The sequence below is a fragment of the Paenibacillus sp. SEL3 genome (genome assembly GCF_054602585.1).
In genome coordinates, this window is record NZ_CM137725.1 from 1,690,790 (window position 1) to 1,713,036 (window position 22,247).

At 57.6% G+C, this 22,247-nt stretch carries 5 protein-coding genes; all 5 read right to left on the reverse strand.

Going from position 1 to position 22,247, the window contains the following annotated elements:
• Nucleotides 1-21 precede the first annotated feature (21 nt).
• The 5 genes from ACYCS5_RS07965 to ACYCS5_RS07985 all read right to left on the reverse strand — a co-directional run bounded on the left by ACYCS5_RS07965 (nt 22) and on the right by ACYCS5_RS07985 (nt 22,100).
• Complete coding sequence (locus tag ACYCS5_RS07965; RefSeq protein WP_029517531.1) at nt 22-1,755, reverse strand: ABC transporter ATP-binding protein; 1,734 nt, start codon at nt 1,753-1,755, stop codon at nt 22-24.
• Nucleotides 1,752-3,578 carry an ABC transporter ATP-binding protein gene (locus tag ACYCS5_RS07970; RefSeq protein WP_029517530.1) on the reverse strand — a complete coding sequence of 609 codons (1,827 nt, stop codon included), beginning with the start codon at nt 3,576-3,578 and terminating at the stop codon, nt 1,752-1,754. Before ACYCS5_RS07970 ends, ACYCS5_RS07965 begins: the two co-directional genes overlap by 4 nt.
• Nucleotides 3,568-6,876, reverse strand: a complete 3,309-nt coding sequence (locus tag ACYCS5_RS07975; protein WP_459761039.1) for a non-ribosomal peptide synthetase — start codon at nt 6,874-6,876, stop codon at nt 3,568-3,570. Before ACYCS5_RS07975 ends, ACYCS5_RS07970 begins: the two co-directional genes overlap by 11 nt.
• Before the next feature lie 154 nt (nt 6,877-7,030).
• The gene (locus ACYCS5_RS07980) at nt 7,031-21,982 is read right to left on the reverse strand and encodes an amino acid adenylation domain-containing protein (RefSeq protein ID WP_459761040.1); all 14,952 of its coding nucleotides are present in this window, start codon (nt 21,980-21,982) and stop codon (nt 7,031-7,033) included.
• Nucleotides 21,975-22,100, reverse strand: coding sequence for a hypothetical protein (locus tag ACYCS5_RS07985; RefSeq protein ID WP_340886507.1), 126 nt, complete (start codon nt 22,098-22,100; stop codon nt 21,975-21,977). Before ACYCS5_RS07985 ends, ACYCS5_RS07980 begins: the two co-directional genes overlap by 8 nt.
• Between the last annotated feature and the right edge of the window lie 147 nt (nt 22,101-22,247).

The following is a 22,247-nucleotide window of genomic DNA, read 5'->3' on the forward strand; positions in this document are numbered from 1 at the left end:
GCCGCCCGCCGTAAAGCGGGTCTAGCCGTACAGCCGGGCGTAAAAACCTCCGAGCGCCAGCAGGTCCTGATGGCGGCCCCGCTCGACGACCGTCCCTTGGTTCATGACGGTAATCAAATCCGCATGTTCCACGGTGCTGAGTCGGTGGGCGATCAGAATGGTGGTGCGCCCCTTCATCAATACGTTCAAGGCCTGCTGTACCCAATGCTGGGATTCGTTATCCAGCGCGGAAGTCGCTTCGTCCAGCAGCAGAATCGGGGCGTTTTTGAGAATCGCCCGTGCGATCGCAATTCGCTGCCTTTGTCCGCCCGACAACGACGCTCCTCTCTCTCCCACCGGCGTTTTATACTGTTCAGGAAGTTCCTGAATGAAATGGTGAGCGTACGCCGCTTTGGCCGCTTCGATCACTTCTTCATCCGTTGCATCCGGGTTGCCGTAGCGGATGTTTTCCTCAATCGTGCCGGTAAACAAGAATGGCTCCTGCGGAACGTATGCAATCTGCCTGCGGATTTCTTCCAGCGTGTAATGGCCGAACGGTTTGCCTTGGAGCAGGATTTCTCCGCTGTCCACAGGATAAAAGCCGAGCAGCAGCTTGATCAGCGTACTTTTGCCGCTGCCGCTGGTCCCCACGATAGCGGCGACCTGGCCGGGAAACACCTGCATGGAGATGTCGACAAGCACCTTTTTATCCGCCTGATAGGAAAATTCCACATCGCGAAACTCCACCGCAGCCTCCGACACGAGCTCGCTGTGAGGAGATCCCAAACGCTCCGGTTCCTCTTCCTCTCTTAGTACCTCTTGAATCCGATGAGCGCCCGCGAGCGAATTTTGGGTCATCGACAGAACCATCCCCAAGTTCAACAAGGCGTGCGTCAGATTCACTTGCAGAACCGCCAGGGCGGCGACGCTTCCCATTCCCATCAGTCCGTAGGCATAAAGAAGACTGCCGATGACGATGATGCCGCAGAACGTGACGTAGCTGATAAAATGATTCACCGCAGCCTGCATGCCATTCTTCTGCGCGGTTTGCCGAAGCGTCTGCGTCATTTGTTCGTTCAACGCCTCGTACTGGCCGTAAATCGTGCGGATGCGGAACAGCTTCACAATTTGAATGCCGCCCATAAAATCTTTGAATTTTTCGGTCATTTTACCGAGCGTTAGCAAGCCTTGTTCGGACAAGGCGCGAATATCCCGCGCAAATTTCAGGCTGACCACGGAGGACAGCAGCAGAATGACGAAGGATACGCCGGCAAACCGCCAATCGATCAACACCATGGAGACAATGGAGCCGATGCAAAAGACAACTTGAAGCAGCAAAACGAAGTAAACCTGCGAGAATGTAAACTCAACGGTCGTTACGTCGTTGTTCACCCGCGACAGCAAGTCCCCATGGTGCGTCTGCTCCAGGAATCTCGGCCGCACCCGGCACAGCTTGTCATAAAGACGTTCGCGGATATTCAGCACAGTCAGCTCGACACTGCGCTGGTTTAAGTAAATGAACCAGGGAGAAATCACATTTTCCAGGAACAAGACCGCGCCCAAAATAATAAAGGCTTCCACCATCAGGGACGTATCTCGGGACACGGCGAAATCAACCAAGTTATGTACGACCAAGCTGAAGGCGATCAGGAACAATGTCTGGGTGAGCGCCGTCACGGCCAGGCCAATGGCGTACTGGGTTTTGCGCTTGCGGTTCATAAACATCAGCAAGTAGCCGAGTTCTTTCACTTGCGAGAGCCATCCGCCCTTTTTCATGTGTACGCCACCTCCCTGCGTTCGGCAGACTCAGTAAATTCCTGATAGTACGACTGGGCGTACAGTCCCTTCATCTTCAACAATTGTTCATGAGTGCCCTTTTCAACAATACTCCCCTGTTCCATGACCCAAATTTCGTCGGCGTTTTGTACTGTAGAAAGCCGGTGGGCAATAACCATCGTCGTTCTCTGCTTCATCAATACGCCCAGCGCTTCCTGAACCGCGCTTTCCGACTCCGGATCAAGAGCCGACGTTGGCTCGTCCAGCAGCAGAACGGGAGCATCCTTCAGAAAAGCCCGGGCCATTGCAATGCGCTGGCGCTGCCCGCCGGACAAAAAGCCTCCGCGCTCTCCGACATACGTCTGGTAGCCGTCGGGAAGCTGCATAATGAAGGAATGCGCCTGAGCGGCTTTGGCGGCTTCGATAATCTCGTCCATCGACGCTACTTCCCGCCCGTAGCCGATATTTTCAGCGATCGTGCCGCTAAACAAATATGAATCCTGGGTTACCACGGAAAAATGCGACCGAAGCTGCTCCGGATCGGCGCCGTGGATCAGGCTGCCGAACACGCGGATCTCGCCCTGGTCCTCCGGAAGCGGATAAAAGCCGTATACAAGCTTAAACACCGTGCTCTTCCCTCCGCCGCTCGCTCCGACAAGCGCGATCGTCTTCCCTTCCGGCACAGAGAAGCTAACATTCCGCAGGATCGGGGATCTCTCCTCATACCCGAAGGTTACGTTCTGAAACTCGATGGGGGAGGCGCTCGCTTTCGGAAGCGAACGGCCATTTTCCGTTTCGGTCGGCTGCTCGACGATTTCGGAGACCCTTCTCAGGGCACCGGCCATTTCGAACGTCCGCGTGATGAGCTCGGGAATATGCTCCAGCGGCTCCAGACACAGATTCAGCAAGTACAGGAAGGCGATCAGCTCCCCCGCGCCTAGCTGCCCTTTGTAGATCAAATAGCTTCCGTAACTGACGGCGAAAATGATCGGGCTGATCATCAGCGTGGAAAGCAGCGGGTTGACCCAGGCTTCCCGCTTTTTCACGGCCAGCTTTTTTTGAGCCGTCAATTGCAGCAGCACTTGGTAGGAGCGAGATAACATGCCGGATAGCAGGTAGCTTTTTACAATAGGCATACCTCCAAGTGTATCCTGGAGGTTGACGTTCATTCGGCCCATGTTCGCCTGGGCTTCCTCCGTCAACCGCTCCAACTGCTTGCCGATCCATTGGGAAACCAGCAGCGCTACGGGAAATAACAGCAGGCTGTACAGCATCAGCTCCCATTGGAGGTAGATCAAATAAGTGAAACAGCCGATGAACAACAGCGGATGATAAAACCACTGGGCGAGGTCCCGAATCATAAACTGCTGGATGAGCTGCAGGTCGTTGTTGATCCGCGACAATACGTCGCCGGAGTGCTGCTTTTCCAAATAGGAGACCGGGAGTTTGCCGATATGACGCATGACATGGTTGCGGATATCCTGCACCGCAGAGGCGCTGCTTCGCTCCACGCCGAAGCTCATGAAAAACTTCGCCGGCACACCGATCAAGATGACCACAAAGACCGTGTACACGATTTGCAGAACGATTGGCCCCGCCCCCTTCTCGGCCTGGGTGGTCAGCTGCTCGATCAAACTTCCCGTCCATATCTCAATAACGGCGGCGGCAATCGCGGACAAGACACCGACGATCATCCAGCCTTTGTGACGGCTTACATAGGACATCAACCAGCGGAACGCTTTCCAGGCGGCGTAAGCGGTTTGACGCTTGGAAGGCGCCGCTGTGCCTTGTTCTAGAACAGACGGCTGGCGGTCAGCTTCCATGCAGTACCCCGGCCTCCGCTTCGATCTGCCGCTTGACTTGCTCTAAGATGTCCCGGATGACGACGGCCGTTTCTTCCACGCGCGCGAGTTCCAGCAATTCCTCGTGCGCACCCTCCAGCCGGTAATCGGCGTAAGCTTGCGTCGTTGCCCCCCGCCAGGAAGGCAATTGGTGCTCCAGGCGGAACGCTTCGCTGTCCTTCGCAATCAGTTCGTAAATCCGGGCCGGGATCGTGCCGGAATTAATAAGCTGCGCTTCGTACGCCAAGGTCGCTTTGACCTTCCGATGAACCCGCTCCCGCACGAGCGGGTTGCTCATTAATTCCTTCTCTTCTTCGTCGAAATCGGCAAGCATTTCTTCAAGCTCTTTCTCCGACGTTTCGGAAGACGTCAGCGTGTCCTTAATCCACGAGTCCACCATGAGCACGTCCGTTACGGAATAGCCTCTTTTCTCCATCGTTTTGGCTACCTCGAACGTCAGGTTGCCTCCAAAGCAGTAGCCGAGCAGCACGTAAGGTCCTTCCGGCTGGATGCGGACGATCTCGTCCACATAACGGTTCAGCATGGCCTCGTAATCGACGGCATCGTCGATAAAATCAATGCCGTAGAGCACGACCCCGCCGTCGAGCCTGCTTGCAAGCTCTCGATAACCGATGCCAAAGCCGCTGCCTGGAGGGAAGCAGAACACGTTCAGATCTCCTGCTTTATTCAACTTAATGAAGGAGTCTCCCCCTTTATCCAGGCCCTGATCCCCCTCTCCGAAAGCCATGGCCTCAACGGTTACATGATGGAATTGGCGGTTCAGCGGTATCTCAATGCCCGTTTCATCGTAAACGGCTTGAACGAGCCTCATCAGACTTAACGAATTGCCACCCAACTCAAAAAAGTTATCCTTTACGCCGACCTGCGGAACGCCAAGCGTATCCTGCCAGACGCGGGCGATCTTCATTTCGAGCAGCGTTCTCGGCGCGACATATTCCGCTCCTCCGGCCGCGGCTTCCTCCGGCGCGGGCAGCGCTTTGCGGTCGATTTTCCCGTTCGGGGTCAGCGGCATCCGCGAAAGCTGCACGAGGTACGAAGGAATCATATAACCCGGAAGCTGCTTGGCGAGCTCCTCTTTGAGTTCATTCGCCGCCAGCCTCGTTTCTGCGACGTAATAAGCGACAAGTTGCTTATGGCCGTTCGCGTCGTCGCAGTCGAGCACCTTGGCTTCTTGCACGGCGGCGATCTTCAGCAGCTGCGTCTCGATTTCGTCCAGCTCGATCCGGTACCCGCGGATTTTCACCTGGTGGTCGATCCGGCCCAGGTATTCGATGTTGCCGTCCGGCAGCCAAGCCGCCAAGTCACCCGAGCGGTACAGTTTCTCCCCCTCCGCAAACGGGGAATCGACGAACTTCTCCGCCGTCAGATCCGGACGGTTCAGGTATCCTCTCGCAAGGCCTTCCCCAGCCACGTACATTTCGCCCGCTACGCCGATCGGCACAGGGCGGCGGTTTTCATCAAGGATGTACACCCTCAGCGTCGGGATCGGCTTGCCGATATTGCTCTTCGCCGCCTCCATTTCGACCCACGTGATTTCCTTATACGTCACGTGAACCGTCGTCTCGGTAATGCCGTACATATTGATCAGCTTCGTCTCCGGGTACTTCGTCTTGAAGCCCTTGAGCTGCAGCGGACTCAGCGCTTCGCCCCCAAAGATGACGTTGCGAATCCGCAGATCGTACGGATGGTCCGCCAAGACCTTACGCAGCAGCTGATAGAAGTACGTTGGTGTCTGGTTCAAAATCGTGACCTGTTCGCGGCCCAGCAGCGCCAGGAAATCGGCCGGATTTTTCGCCGTGAGCGGCGGTACGATAACCAGCTTGCCTCCGTTCAGCAGCGCTCCGTACATTTCCCAGACAGAGAAATCGAAGCAGAACGAGTGGAACAGCGTCCACGTGTCGGACGGCCCGAAGTCGAACAGGTTCTTGTCGTTGAACAGGAGGCGCACGACGTTCTTATGCTCGATCAGCGTTCCTTTCGGTCTGCCGGTCGTTCCCGACGTGTAGATGACATATGCCAGGTTGCCCGGCCCGGAAATCGGCTCCAGGTTCGAAGCGTCCAGCGCATCGGCGGAGTCCGCCCCACTGTCGCCCCAAACGAAATCGTCCAATTCGAGGCGCGTTCCTGCGAAGTCGGTCTTCTCATGCAGATGCTTCTGAATCAGCAATAACGGCGCGCCCGAATCCTCGATCATGAAGCGGATGCGCTCCTCCGGGTAGTCGGGATCGACAGGCACGTATGCTCCGCCCGCTTTGAGAATCGCCAGAATGCCGACGACCATATCGAGCGATCGTTCGGCCAGAATCGCTACCAGCTGATCCGCTTCTACTCCCGTCTTTCGCAGCTTCCGCGCAAGGCGGTTGGATCGCTCGTTCAGCTCGCGGTAGGTCAGCTGCCGCTCGTTCATGACGGCGGCCACGTTGTCCGGGTAAAGCTCCGCCTGTTCTTCGAACAAGCCGTAAATCGTTTTCCCCCGCTCGTACCCGGTTTCGGTGTCATTAAATCGCTTCAGCAGCGTCTCCCTCTCGTCTGGGGACAGCACATCGGCTTGTCCGAGCTCCAGATCCGGCTGAAATAAAAGCACGGACAGCAGCCGAACAAGATGGTCGGCCGCCTGGTCCACAAATGCCCGCTCGTACCGCTGCCCGTCAAAGCTTATTTCCAGCTCAATGGAGTGGTTTTGACGGTCGAAGCGAAAAACTGTATCGGCCGCCACCCGGTTACCCAGCGGTTCCGGATGAATCGGGGCGAAGGATGCGACGGTGTTGACGACCGGGAGGCCGTCCCCCGTATAGTCCAGATGGAGCGGCTCCACCATTTTCCGAAAAGGCAGGTGTTGATGCTCCAGCACCTCGCCGATGGAAGCTTTGATGCCCCCGAGCAGCGTTTTCAGCGTAGTCTGGCGGCTTACGGACGTCTTGATCACCAAGATGTCATGCGGCGGCGGAGTCTCGTCGGGGTCTGCGCTATAAGAAGGCATGCCGACCAGCACTTGGTCCCGCCCGGTATATTTGAACAGCAGGCTTTTTACTCCTGCCAAAACAATCATGTACAAAGCCAAATCCGAACCGTTGGCGAGGCTAATGATTCTCTCCGAGAGTTCACTCGGCAGAGTACGGTGAAGCAAGCCCGGCTCGGCCGCAGCTTCCCCGTCGGCGGATAATTTGGAGGATTGACTGTAGGGAAGGAAGCTCAGGCTGTCATCGGCGTCAAACTTGCCGCTCCAGTACCGTTCTTCCTTTTCAAACAAAGATTTCATTTGTACCTCCCCTAAAAATGAAGTGACCGCATGCCCCGGCGCAGGTCCGAAAAAGCTTGCTTTCGGCCTGCGCGTTTACGGGCTTGGATGTTGTTCGCCGTCTTCCTTGGGATGCGCGCCGCTTTCACTTGACGGCGGAGGCGCGCTTGTAGGATTAGAACGCGAATTCGATCGTATCGACGGCACTCTTTGCGCCTGCCGCCGGTTTATGACATTCAATCCGGCTTAGCTCGAGTTGTGGATTTTCCGCAATTTGAGACAGTACCCGCAGGTAATCCTCGGTCAAGGTGCGGATCATCGCTTCTTTGAACAGCTTGGTGGCGTAGAAGAAGCCCCCGCTCAGCGCCCCGTTGTTTTCATACATAAACAGCGTCAGATCGAACTTCGCTTCTTCCAAATGGTCAAGCTCGTAAGTCTTCAGGCTGACCCCTTCCAGCTCGGCGTCTCGTTCTTCGATATTTTGCAAGTCGAAAACGGCATCGAACAGCGGGAAGCGGCCCGGCTCCCGCTTCACATTCAAACGCTCCACCAGATCCTCGAATGGATAATCCTGGTTCTCGAAAGCACCCAAAGCCGTTTCCTTCACTTCTTCCAGATAGGACAAGAACGTTTTGTCGCCCGACGGACGATTGCGGATCGCCAGCGTATTGACAAACATCCCGATGACCGGTTCCAAATCGGCGTTCGTTCTTCCCGCCACCGGGGTACCCACGACCAAGTCCTCCTGCCCGCTGTACTTGGACAGCAGCACGGTATAAGCCGCAAGCAGCACCATGAACAGCGTGCTTTCACGCTCGGCCGCCAATTCGCGCAGCCGCGCAGAGAGAGAAGCTTCGACGTCGAACTCCAGATGCGCGCCTTCGTAGCTGCGAGCCGCAGACCGTTCGTAGTCCATCGGCAGGTCCGCCGTCGGCAGCTCGCCTTCGAAGGTTTGCAGCCAGTACGCTTCCTGCCGCCCGATCCGCTCTCGGTGGGCCTTCGACTGCTGCCAAACGGCATAATCCTTGTATTGAATGCGCAGTGGCGGCAGTTCTTCCCCGGCGTAGAAACTCGAGAACTCATCGATCACAATCGCCATCGATACGCCGTCGGACACCATATGGTGCATGTCGAAAAGGAGAATATGCAGGTTCGGCTCCAGCTCGATGACCCCGGCGCGCAGCAGCGGCGGCTTGCCGAGATCAAACGGACGAACGAAGCTGCGGACGATCTGCTCGATTAGAGCCGCATCCTCTTTATCCGCTTGATGATGCTCGATAGTAAAATCGACCTGCGGGTAAATCCGCTGAACCGCTTCGCCCTTCACGATTTCAAAACCGGTGCGCAGCGATTCATGCCGTGTTATCAATTTCCGCAAGGCGGCTTCCAACCGGTCTAAGTCAAACTCGCCTTCCACCTGCACCAGCTCCGGCATGTTGTAAAGCTGATCCGCTCCATCCAGCGTGTGCTGAATGAACAGCCGTTTCTGCGCGGAGGACAGAGGGTAGTACTCTCTCTCCTCCGCTTGAGGAATGGCCTCATGCTCCCGCCGTTCCATCCGGGCGATCGCCTCGGCCATCGCCGCAATCGTCGAGTGACGGAATACGTCGCGCAGCGGCAGGTTGACGTTTAATTCCTTAAATACCTTGCCCGCCAGCGTCGTCGCCCGCAGGGAGTGGCCGCCGATGTCGAAGAAGTTGTCGTGAACGCCAATCTCCTTCGCAAGCCCCAGCACCTCCTGCCAAATCGCCGCCAGCTTCGTTTCCAGCTCATTGCGCGGTGCGATGTACTCCGTTCCGCTTCCCGCTTCCCCTTCCGGCGCCGGTAGCGCCTTCCGGTCAATCTTTCCGTTCGGCGTCAGAGGCAGGCGCTCCAGCTCCACGAAGTACGACGGGATCATGTACCCCGGCAGCTCCTGCGCCAGCGCGCCGCGCAGATCGTTCACTGCCAGCTCCGCTCCGGTATCCGGTGTGTAATACGCGCATAGCGCCTTCTGCCCGTTCGCGTCACTTCGAACCAGCACCACCGCTTCGCACACGCCTTCCACCCGCAGCAGCTGCGACTCGATCTCGCCCGTCTCGATCCGGTACCCCCGAATTTTCGCCTGGTTGTCGATCCGGCCGATGAAGTCCACGTTGCCGTCTTCCATCCACCGCGCCAAGTCTCCCGTGCGGTACAACCGCTCGCCCGCGGCGAACGGGCTGTCTACGAACTTCTCTTCTGTCAGCCCCGGACGGTTCAAGTACCCGCGAGCTACCCCGACTCCGCCGATAACCAGCTCGCCCAGCACCCCGACCGGCACCGGATTCAGGTGCGCATCCACGATGTAGAATTTCGCATTCAGCCACGCTTTGCCGATCGGCACATGGCCTGTCTGCGGCAGCTTCGTCAGCGGCTCGTCGTAGAAACTGGAGTCGATCGCCGCTTCCGTCACGCCGTAAGCGTTGATGATCCGGAACAACGAGCCGAAGCGTTCCTGCAACGTCCGGTAATCCCCCACGCTGCAGCTGTCCGAGCTCGTGATCAACAGCTCCATCCAGCTCATATCCAGCCGCTGCTCGTGCACGTACTCCAGGAACGGCACGATCAGCGCCGGCGTCGATTCGAAGATCGTCACTTGCTGCTGGCTGATCCAGTAGTGCAGACGAGACGGATCGATCCGGTCGTCCTTCGGTACAATCACCATCGTGCCTCCGTTGTACAGCGCCCGCGCGATATCTCCCACGAACACGTCGAACGAGAAGCTTGCGAGCTGCAGCAGCCGCACCGGGAACTGATCCAACCGGTATTCCCGCCGGTAGCCCGCCGCCGTGTTCACCAGGCTGCGGTGCTCGATCATCACGCCCTTCGGCTTGCCCGTCGTTCCCGACGTATAGATCACGTACGCCAGATCCTCCGGACGGGCTTCATGGAAGCTGTCGGTGCCAACATTCTGATGGCTCTCATCGCCGTCGTCCACAGTATCCGTCAGCTTGCCGGAGACTATGCCCGAGCCAATCGGCGCATTCGCCCGCTCCTCGCTGTACGACGCTTCGTCGTCCAGGTACAGCACCGCCGCCAGCGCCAGCTCCTCTTCGTCAAGCCAGGCTTCAGCACGCTCTCGCAGCGCCGTTTGCGTCAGCAGCACCTTCGCTCCGCTGTCTTCAAGCATGAACCGCACGCGCTCCGCCGGATAATCCGGGTCGAGCGGCACATACGCCCCGCCCGCTTTCCAGACGGCCAGCACGGCCACCAGCAAGTCCACCGAACGCTCGGCGAGAATGCCGACGATCGTCTCCCGGCCGATGCCGCTTGCGCGCAGCGTAGCCGCCAAGCGGTTCGCTCGCTCGTTCAGCTCCGCATACGTCAGCCGGTCGTTCTCGTACACGACGGCCGCCTCTTCCGGCGTGCGCTCCGCCTGTTCCTCAAACAGCCGGTGGAACGCGGCCGCAGGAGCCGCTTCCGGCTGCGCCGGGTTGAACGCGCCGAGAATTTGTTCTTTTTCCTCTGCCGTCAGCAAGTTCAGCTCGGCAATCTTCGCATCCGGACGGCTTACGATCGTTTCGAGCAGCTGCTCGTAATGTTTCGCCAGCCGTTCGATCGTCTCCCTTTTGTAGAGAGCCGTCGCATATTCGAAGCTGTAATCCAAGCCGCCGTTCTCCTCGCCCACATCCAAGCTGATATCAAACTTCGCGGTATCTAATACGCTCGGATAAGGAATCAGGCGAAGCCCTTCCAGCTCAAATTCCTCGTTTTCCGTATTCTGCATCGTAAACAGCGTGTCGAAGAGCGGATTGCGGCTTAAATCACGGGTGACTTGCACCTTGTCCACCAATTCTTCGAACGGATAGTTTTGATGCTCGAAGGCATGGAGGGTCGTTTCTTTGACTTCGTTCAGGTATGACAGGAATGTCTTTTCCGAAGCCGGATAACTGCGGATAGCCAGCGTGTTTAAGAAAATCCCGATCAACGGCTGCACATCTCCATGATTCCTTCCGGCAATCGGCGTACCGACGATCACGTCTTCCTGACCTGAATATTTATGCAGAAGGACGTTATACGCCGCAAGCAGCACCATAAACAGCGTCGTGCCCGTTTCCGAGGCCAGCTGCTTCAGGCCGTCGGTTTTCGAAGCGTCGAAGGAAAACTCCAGCGTTTGGCCTTCGTAGCTCTGCACGGCCGGACGCGGATAGTCGGCCGGCATTTCCAGCACCGGCAGCTCGCCTTGGAACATGTCCAGCCAGTACGCCTCCTGACGCTGAAGCCGTTCTTTCTGCTCCTGCGAATGCTGCCAAACGGTGTAGTCTTTGTACTGAATGCGCAGAGGCTCCAATTGCTCGCCGCCGTACAAGCGGACGAATTCTTCAACAAAGATTTCCATCGAGACGCCATCGGAAATAATATGATGCATGTCGTACATTAGAATATGACGTTCCGGAGCCAGCTCGACAAGGCCTACCCTCAGCAGCGGAGGCTTCGCCAAGTCAAACGGACGGACGAAACGGCGAACCATCTCTTCGGCCTCTTGCTCATCCACTCGATAGAACTCCACGGCAACATTCACGTCCTGGTAAATCCGCTGCGATGCTTCGCCGTCCACCATTTCGAACCCGGTGCGCAGCGTTTCATGCCGCGCCACGAGCTTACGGAACGCTTCTTCGAACCTTGCCCGGTCCAAAGCACCCTCCAGCAACATCGCTTCTGGCATGTTATAGCTAAGCTCCGCGCCTTCCAGTTGATTCAGGATAAAGAGACGTTTTTGAGCAAAAGATTGCGGGTACACCTCTCGGTCATCCGCCACCGGAATGGCAACGAATGTCTGCTCATCCAGCCGGGAAATGGCGGCGGCCATGCTCTCAATGGTGGAATGGCGGAACACGTCGCGCAGCGGCAGATCCACGCTCAATTCTTTATGAATCTTGCTGACCAGCGTCGTCGCCCGCAGGGAGTGACCACCGATGTCGAAGAAGTTGTCGTGAACGCCAATCTCCTTCGCAAGCCCCAGCACCTCCTGCCAAATCGCCGCCAGCTTCGTTTCCAGCTCATTGCGCGGTGCGACGTACTCCGTTCCGCTTCCCGCTTCCCCTTCCGGCGCTGGCAGCGCCTTCCGGTCAATCTTTCCGTTCTGCGTCAGAGGCAGGCGCTCCATCTCCACGAAGTACGACGGGATCATGTAGCCCGGCAGCTCCTGCGCCAGCGCGCCGCGCAGATCGTTCACTGCCAGCTCCGCTCCGGTATCCGGCGTGTAATACGCGCACAGCGCTTTCTGCCCGTTCGCGTCACTTCGAACCAGCACCACCGCTTCGCGCACGCCTTCCACCCGCAGCAGCTGCGACTCGATCTCGCCCGTCTCGATCCGGTAGCCCCGGATTTTCGCCTGGTTGTCGATCCGGCCGATGAAGTCCACGTTGCCGTCTTCCATCCACCGCGCCAAGTCTCCGGTGCGATACAGCCGCTCGCCCGCGGCGAACGGGCTGTCTACGAACTTCTCTTCCGTCAGCTCCGGACGGTTCAAGTACCCGCGCGCCACTCCGACTCCGCCGATGACCAGCTCGCCCAGCACCCCGACCGGCACCGGATTCAGGTGCGCATCCACGATGTAGAATTTCGCATTCAGCCACGCTTTGCCGATCGGCACATGGCCTGTCTGCGGCAGCTTCGTCAGCGGCTCGTCGTAGAAACTGGAGTCGATCGCCGCTTCCGTCACGCCGTATGCGTTGATGATCCGGAACAACGAGCCGAAGCGTTCCTGCAAGATCCGGTAATCCGCCACGCTGCAGCTGTCCGAGCTCGTGATCAACAGCTCCATCCAGCTCATATTCAGTTGCTGCTCGTGCACGTACTCCAGGAACGGCACGATCAGCGCCGGCGTCGATTCGAAGATGGTGACCCGCTCCCGCTCCATCCAGTGGTGCAGACGAGACGGATCGATCCGGTCTTCCTTCGGCACAATCACCATCGTGCCTCCGTTGTACAGCGTCCGCCCGATATCTCCCACGAACACGTCGAACGAGAAGCTTGCGAGCTGCAGCAGCCGCACCGGGAACTGATCCAGCCGATATTCCCGCCGGTAGCCCGCCGCCGTGTTCACCAGGCTGCGGTGCTCGATCATCACGCCCTTCGGCTTGCCCGTCGTTCCCGACGTGTAGATCACGTACGCCAGGTCCTCTGGACGGGCTTCATGGAAGCTGTCGGCATTCGTCCGCTCCTCGCTGTACGAGGTTTCGTCGTCGAGGTACAGCACCGCCGCCAGCGCCAGCTCCTCTTCGCCGAGCCAGGCTTCGGCGCGCTCTCGCAGCGCCGTTTGCGTCAGCAGCACCTTCGCTCCGCTGTCTTCGAGCATGAACCGCACGCGCTCCGCCGGATAATCCGGGTCGAGCGGCACATACGCCCCGCCCGCTTTCCAGACGGCCAGCACGGCCACCAGCAAGTCCACCGAACGCTCGGCCAGAATGCCGACGATCGTCTCCCGGCCGATGCCGCTTGCGCGCAGCGTAGCCGCCAAGCGGTTCGCCCGCTCGTTCAGCTCCGCATACGTCAGCCGGTCGTTCTCGTACACGACAGCTGCCGCTTTCGGCGTGCGCTCCGCCTGTTCCTCGAACAGCCGGTGGAACGCCGCCACAGGAGCCGCTTCCGGCTGCGCCGGGTTAAATGCGCCAAGAATTTGCTCTTTTTCCTCTGCCGTCAACAAGTTCAGCTCGGCAATCTTCGCATCCGGACGGCTTACGATCGCCGCAAGCAAATGTCCGAAATGAGTCGACAGCCGCCGGATCGTGCTTTCTTTATAAAGAGCTGTTGCGAATTCAAAGCTGCACTCCAGGCCGCCGTTTTCTTCCGTAACATCCACACTCAGGTCGAACTTGGCCGTGCCGTATTCGCTAGGGTACGGGGACAATTTCAGTCCTTCCAGCCCAAACTCTTTGTCCTCCAAGTTTTGCAGGGAGAACATCGTGTCAAACAGCGGGTTGCGGCTCAAATCCCGGCTGACCTGCGCTTTATCGACGAGCTCTTCGAACGGATAATTCTGATGCTCGTAAGCGCCTAAGGTCGTTTCTTTCACTTCTTCCAGATACGACAGGAAGGTCTTCTCCGAAGCCGGATAATTGCGGAGCGCCAGCGTATTAACGAACATTCCGATCAAAGGCTGCGTGTCTCCGTGCGTTCTGCCCGCAATCGACGTTCCGACGATCAAATCGTCCTGACCTGTGTATTTATGCAAAAGCACGGTATATGCCGCAAGCAGCACCATATACAGCGTCGTTCCTCTTTGGGCCGCCAGTTGCTTTAAGCCTTCGTTCGTTGCCTCGTCCACGAAGGACGTCAGCGTTTGTCCCTCAAAGCTCTGCACGGCAGGACGCGGATAGTCCGTCGGCATTTCCAGAACCGGCAGTTCGCCCCGGTAACGGTCCAGCCAGTAAGCTTCCTCGTGTTTCAACTGCACTTTTTGCTCGTCCGACTGCTGCCATACCGCATAGTCCTTGTATTGAATGCGCAAAGGCTCTAATGACTCGCCGCCGTACAGACGAACGAGTTCCTCGACTAACACGTCCATCGAAACACCGTCGGATACGATATGGTGCATGTCGAACATCAGCAAATAACGTTCGGCTGCCAGCTCTACAAGCTCCGCCCGCAGCAGCGGAGGCTTCGCCAAGTCGAAAGGCCGGATGAAGGCCTGCACGACTTCAGGCGCTTCTTCCTCGCTCGCATGACGGTACTCGACAGCAAAGTCGACGCTCTCGTAAATGCGCTGTATTGCTTCGCCTTGTACGATCTCAAAGCCGGTTCGCAGCGTTTCGTGCCGTGCGATCAGTCCCCGGAAAGCCTTCTCCAGCAGGCTCCGGTCAATCGATCCTTCCAGCAGCAGCACGCCCGGCATGTTGTAGCTCTGATCGGCCCCTTCCAGCTGATTCAGGATAAACAGCCGCTTCTGAGCCGAGGAAAGCGGATAATATGCTCTTGCGCCTGCCAGCGGAATCGACGAGAACGACTGCTCTCCGATCCGGGAGATGGCCAGAGCCATCTCTTCGATTGTCGAGTAGCGGAATACGTCGCGCAGAGGCAGCTCAACGTTCAGCTCCTGATGCACCTTGCTCACCAGTGTCGTCGCCCGCAGGGAATGGCCTCCCAGGTCGAAGAAATTGTCTAGGACTCCAATGCCGGAGTAGCCCAGTACTTCCTCCCAGATCTTCACAAGCTGGGACTCCGTCCGGTTACGCGGCGCTACGTATTCGACGCCCGTTTGTATGCCGCCCTGCGGCTCCGGCAGCGCTTTGCGGTCCACTTTGCCGTTGGTCGTCAGCGGCATGCGCTCCAACTGCACGAAGTACGACGGGATCATGTACCCCGGCATTCCCTGGGCCAGCGAGGTTCTCATTTCGCTGACCGTCAGCGTTCGGTCCGCCACAAAGTAGGCAACAAGCGCCTTCTCGCCCTCGCCGTCCTGACGGGCGAGCACCACCGCTTCTTCCACGCCCTCGACGTTCAGCAGCTGCGTCTCGATTTCGTCCAGCTCGATCCGGTACCCGCGGATTTTCACCTGATGATCGATCCGGCCCAGGTATTCGATGTTGCCGTCCGGCAGCCAAGCCGCCAAGTCGCCCGAGCGGTACAGTTTCTCCCCCTCCGCAAACGGGGAATCGACGAACTTCTCCGCCGTCAGATCCGGACGGTTCAGGTATCCTCTCGCAAGGCCTTCCCCGGCCACGTACATTTCGCCCGCTACGCCGATCGGCACAGGGCGGCGGTTTTCATCCAGGACGTACACCCTCAGCGTCGGGATCGGCTTGCCGATATTGCTCTTCGCCGCCTCCATTTCGACCCACGTGATTTCCTTATACGTCACGTGAACCGTCGTCTCGGTAATGCCATACATATTGATCAGCTTCGTCTCCGGGTACTTCGTCTTGAAGCCCTTGAGCTGCAGCGGACTCAGCGCTTCGCCCCCGAAGATGACGTTGCGAATCCGCAGATCGTACGGATGGTCCGCCAAGACCTCACGCAGCAGCTGGTAGAAGTACGTTGGCGTCTGGTTCAAAATCGTGACCTGTTCGCGGCCCAGCAGCGCCAGGAAATCGGCCGGATTTTTCGCCGTCAGCGGCGGTACGATGACCAGCTTGCCTCCGTACAGCAGCGCTCCGTACATTTCCCAGACAGAGAAATCGAAGCAGAACGAGTGGAACAGCGTCCACGTGTCAGACGGCCCGAAGTCGAACAGGTTCTTGTCGTTGAACAGGAGGCGTACGACGTTCTTATGCTCGATCAGCGTTCCTTTCGGTCTGCCGGTCGTTCCTGACGTGTAGATGACATATGCCAGGTTGCCCGGCCCGGAAATTGGCTCCAGGTTCGAAGCGTCCAACGCACCTTCGGAGTCCGCCCCTCTGTCGCCCCAAACGAAATCGTCCAATTCGAGGCGCGTTCCTGCGAAGTCGGTCTTCTCGTGCAGATGCTTTTGAATCAGCAATAACGGCGCGCCCGAATCCTCGATCATGAAGCGGATGCGCTCCTCCGGGTAGTCCGGATCGACAGGCACGTATGCTCCGCCCGCTTTGAGAATCGCCAGAATGCCGACGACCATATCGAGCGAGCGTTCGGCCAGAATCGCTACCAGTTGGTCCGCTTCTACTCCCGTCTCCCGCAGCTTCCGCGCAAGGCGGTTGGATCGCTCGTTCAGCTCGCGGTAAGCCAGCTGTCGCTCGTTCATGACGGCGGCCACGTTGTCCGGGTAAAGCTCCGCCTGTTCTTCGAACAATTGAACGAGCGTCTTCTCGCGCGGAAATTCCGTGGTGGTGTCGTTAAAACGTCCGAGAAGGTCGGCCTTTTCCGCCTCCGTCACAAGTTCCAGCTCGCCCACTGTAATTTCCGGGTTATCCGTCACCTGCTCCAGCAGATGGACGAGATGCCCCTTGAGCCGCTCGATGCTGTCTTTATCGAACACTTCGGCGTTAAAGTCAAACCGGATTTCGATTTCGACTCCCGGCACCACGGTCACGTTGAAGTTATAGTTCGTCTGCTCCTCCATCTGAACGTCAGCGATCGTCAGGTCGCCGTGCTGCTGGTCGCCCGCCTGCTCCATCTGCTCGTCCACCGGATAGTTCTCGAAAGCGATGATATGGTTGATCAGGTTCTGCTTTTGCACGCTGCGGGCTTGAATTTCATACAACGGATAGTAATCATAACGCCCGGACTCCAGCGCCCACTCTTGGAGCTTCGCCATCAGGTCGGCGAACACGGTGTCCGCTTCGCTCGTGACGCGGACCGGCACCGTATTGATGAACAGCCCGATCATGGACTCGATACCCGGGATTTCCGCCGGTCTTCCGGCCACGACGCTGCCGAATACGGCATCGTTTGTTCCGTTATATTTTTGCAGCATAACGCCCCAAGCGGCTTGCAGCAGCGTATTGACCGTAACTAGGCGCTGTTTCGCCACCCGGTCCATCCGCTCGCTCAAGTCCTTGCCCAGCTCGGCGGTGACGTGATCAGCCGTAAATCTGCCGTTCGGCGCTGGTTCCTTTTGTCCCGGGAGTACGGTTTGCCCTTCATAACCTGCCAGGAATGCCGTCCAATAGCCGTATGCCGCCTGATCGTCCTGTTTCTCCAACCATTCGATGTAAGCGCCATAATCCGATCCCTTATCTCCCGCTGGCTGCTTGCCGGATGCCAAGGCCGAGTACGTCTCAAACAGCTCCTGCGTCAGCTGCGGCAGGCACCAGCCGTCCATCAAAATATGCTGGAAACTCCACAGCACATGATAGCTTTGCTCTTCGGTGCGCAGGATCGTAACCCGAACGAGCGCGTCATGTTCCATGTCGAAGCCGCGAAGTTTGTCATCCTCGGCCTTTTTATCCAAATACGCTTGTTTCTCGTCCGCCTGCAAATGAAGCAGCTCTTCATATTCAAAGCCGACCGGCTTGTCGCGGTATATGATTTGCAGCGGCTCGCCCGCCGGTCCTTGCACAAAATTCGCCCGCAGCACCAAATGACGTTTCGCAAGTTCCGTCCAGCTCCTCTCGAAAAGCTGGACGTCGAGTACTCCCCTCATCGTAAATTGCGTCTGCTCGAAGTAAGCGGCCGTTTGCCGGTCAAGCGCGCTATGGAACCACATGCCCTTCTGCATCGGCGTAAGCGAGTAAATATTTTCGATTTCCCCGAGATGGCCCGAACGCTGGGCAATTTGCTCTAGTTCGGCGATGGTCAAGCCTTTAAATTGCACGTCGCTAGGCGTCAATTCGGTATTTTCTTTGCCTGCGCAGTGGATAATGAGCTCTCGTAGACTTTGCTCAAGCCGCTGAGCGAAGGCTTCCATCGTTACCTTGTGATACTGCTTCCGGCTGTAGCTAAGATCAAGCGATAAAGCGCCGTCCAGCACCATGCCGTTGATATCCAGCACAAAGCTGCGGGCCTGCCGGTCGCTGGCCGGGCTGCCGCCGGAATAAGAAGATATACCGATCTCGTCCTGGTTGACATCATCGTCGAACTGGCCGAGGTAATTAAAATTAATTTCCGGCTCTGCGCCCCAAACAAAGCCATCCTCCGATTTGGAGAGATAGCGGCATATGCCGTACCCAAGCCCTTTGTTCGGAATGCGGCGCAAACTTTCCTTGACCTGTTTAATCTGATAGGCCAAATCCCGGTCGGTTTCCGGCTCTAGGACGACCGGAAACTTGGTCGTAAACCAGCCGACTGTGCGCGTGATGTCGATATCCGTTCCGATCGATTCGCGTCCGTGTCCTTCGAGATTGATCCGCACCCGTTCGTGTCCCGTCCACTTGCGAACGGCTATGCCGAGCGCCGTTACCAAAATATCGTTCATTTCGGTGTTGTAGGCCCGGTGAACCCGCTTCAGCAGCAGCTCCGTTTCTTCGGGAGTCAAACGCACGAACAGCGATTCGCTGTCCTGCTGCGTCGTAACGTCCGCCTCCAGATCCTTCGGCACGGCCGGAACCGCAATTTGTTCCACGGCCTGCCAATAGGCCCGTTCCTTCGCCATCTCCGCGCTTTGCGCGTAAGCGGCCAGCTGCTCGGACCAAGTGCGGTACGCATCCGTTTTGGCCGGGAAACGAATTTCCTCGCTTTTGCCGGCCTGCTCGTAACCCAGAGCGAAATCCTCCATCAAAATGCGCCAAGACACGCCGTCCACCACGGCATGATGAACCGCAAGCAGCAAATGATCGTCGTCCGCGCACCGGAACAGTCCCGCCTTCACGAGGGGCCCGTTCTCCAGATCGATGCCCGCTTGAATGTCCGTTGCCTTCGCTTCCACAGCCTGCGCGGTATTCTCCGCATCCTTGAAGTCGAACACGTCCAGCGTGAACAGCCCGCCTTCCTGAATCGCGCGGGTCCGCGCGCTAAACCCTTGTTCCGTCTTGCGGAACACCATCCGCAAGGCGTCATGATGCTCGGCCAGCTTTTGCAGCACCTGACGCACCGTCTCTTCGTCGAAGCGTTCCTTCCGGTACAGCATCACCGACTGGTTGAAATGATGCGGGTCCGCAAAGGAGCTCTCGAAAAACCAATGCTGAATCGGCGTCAGCGCCATTTCACCCGTTATTTCGCCTTGATCGATGGTACGTCCGATCGGTTTCACATGCAGGCTGAGCTGTGAGATAGTCGGATATTTGAACAAATCCCGGATTTCCAGCTTGTACCCGGCTTGATGAAGCCGCGAAGATACTTGAATGGACTTGATCGAGTCTCCGCCCAGCTCGAAGAAATGATCCGTTACCCCAACGCGATCGGCGTTCAATACCGCCTGCCACACATCGGCAAGCGTCCGCTCCGCTTCATTGCGGGGAGCTACGTACGCGCCGCCGGTCAGTGCGTTTCCTTCCGGGGCGGGCAAAGCCTTGCGGTCGATTTTGTCGTTCGGCGTGAGCGGCATCCGCGGAAGCTGAACAAAATGCGCCGGAATCATGTAATTCGGCAATTTTTGCGCCAGCTCGCTTCTCAGCTCGCCGAGCGTAAGCGGGCGGCCCGCGACCAGGTAAGCGCACAGTTCTTGCCCGCTTTTGCCTTCCCGTGCGATTACGATCGTCTCCTGCACGGAGTCGATCTTCAGAAGCTGCTCTTCAATCTCGCCGATCTCGATCCGGAATCCACGGATTTTCACCTGATGGTCAATCCGGCCCAAGTACTCAATATTTCCGTCCGGCAGCCAGCGGGCCAAGTCGCCCGTCCGGTACAGTCTCTCTCCGGGCTCAAACGGGTGTTCGATGAATTTCTCCGCCGTCAGATCCGGCCGGTTCCAATATCCCCGGGCGAGGCCGACGCCTGCGATGCATAATTCTCCCTCCACTCCGATAGGCGCTAGCTGATTCTGTGCGCCCAGTATATACAAGCGATGGTTCCAGATCGGACGTCCGATCGGTATCGCTCTGCGTTCGGTGTCATACGTAGACGCCGCCCACACGGATGTGGCGATCGAGGCTTCCGTCGGACCGTACGCGTTATAGTACTGTACCTTGTCTTTCCACTGCTGCACGAATTCGGCTGAAACGGCGGAGCCCGCCGTGATGAGCCTGCTCAGACTCGGCAGGCGGTCTGAATTCAAATAAGCCGCATAAGTTGGCGGCAAAGTGGCGATCGTAATTGCATGCTCGTTCATGAAACGTTCGAACAGCTGATCATCCAAAACCGTCTCGGTTGACGGTATATATAAGGTCGCCCCGAAATACAGGGCGTTGAACATCTCCCAGCACGACGCATCGAACGATAGGCTGGCGAATTGCAGCACTCGATCCTGTTCGGTCGTGTGAAGCGTATGGGCAAACGTCAGTTTCAAGCTGACCAGCCCGCGATGCTCCAGCATGACCCCTTTGGGTTTGCCCGTCGTACCTGATGTATAGATGACATAAGCCAGATCGTTCGGACCGCTGGCCGGCTCCAGGTTCGAGCCATCGTCGCTGTAGGCCTGCTCGTCATCCAGCGCCACCACGGTCCCTTCGAACGGCACCTGCAGCAGCAGCTCCCTTTGAGTCAGCAGCAACTGCGCGTTCGAGTTCTCCAGAATGTAGCGGATGCGTTCTTCCGGGTATTCCGGGTCGATCGGCACGTAGGCACCGCCAGCTTTCAGAACCGCCAGAATGCCAACGACCGTCTCCAGCGATCTCCTGGCCATCAAGCCTACTAGCTGATTGGGCAGCACGCCGACCGATCTCAGCGTCCGCGCCAGCCGGTTCGCCCGTTCATTCAGCTCCGCATACGAAAGCCGCCGCCCCTCAAAGACAACCGCCGTCGCTTCGGGCACCCGCTTCGCCTGCTCCTCCACGAGCTGATGAATCGTCCGATCACGGGGATAGTCCTTCTCGGTATCGTTAAAGCTTTGCAGCAATTGAAATTTCTCGTCCTCCGACAGCATGTCCGCCCGCACGATGTCCAGCTCCAACTCGTGGAGCCCCACGGCCAGCAGGCGATTCAGATGACCGACGACCCGAGTCATGAACTCGGAGTCATATAAGTGCTCGTTATATGACAGCGCTAGCTGTATCGTCCCACCGGTTAAGCTGAATTCAAAGGAACAATCCGTGACCACGTTTTGCCCGATTTCGTCCAGATGCAGCTCCTTAAGAGATACTAGCGTATGGATGACGGGTATCCCGTCTGCATATTGCAGGTCCAGCTTCTCCGCCATTTTCAAGAACGGAATATGTTGGTGCTGAATCGCTTCCGGCAAGGAAGTCCTCAGCTCGCTCAGAAGCGTTTTAAAAGTCGCACCCACCGAAAGCGAGTTTTTCAAAATGACCGTATGATTAACGGATCGGCGCGTCTCCGTCGGTTTCCGTACAACCGGCATGCCGACCAGAATGTCAGAAGCGCCTGTATATTTATGCAAGAGCGACTGAACACCGGCGAGCAAAATCATAAAAGTGGCCAGCGGAGCGCCCTTGCTCATTTGAAGGACGCGCTGCGCCACTTCCTCCGAAAGCGAACCGCCGACGGTTGTCATAATGGGCGCCAGGGAGCTTGGAGCTTTGCTGTAAGGCAGACGCGTCAAGGTATAATCGTCGCTACCGAATTTTTCGTTCCAAAACAACGTTTCTTTTTCAAAAGCCATCTGGATCGTTCCCCTTTCTTCATCGGCAAAAGCAATCCGGCGGAGCATATGCCGCAGCAACGCTCCAGCCTCGCTCCCCGCCTTTTCAAACATGTGACAACAATGTCAATGGCTCTCGCCAAGTCACCGCTTCGCTTGCCCGGTTGATCGCATGCGGCAATCCTCTGCCTAGCAGCTGTCCCGCTCGGCTCCCATGCGTGAAAGACAACAAAGAGCATCGTTCTATGCAAGAGATGCGGCTGCTTTCGGCTCCTCTGCTTCAATATGCTTGCTGCGGACGAGCCGCCCGAAGACGGGCTTTGGTTTAACATTGGGTTCGGAATTGGATTTGGGGGTGGACAAGGGATGTTCCTCCCAT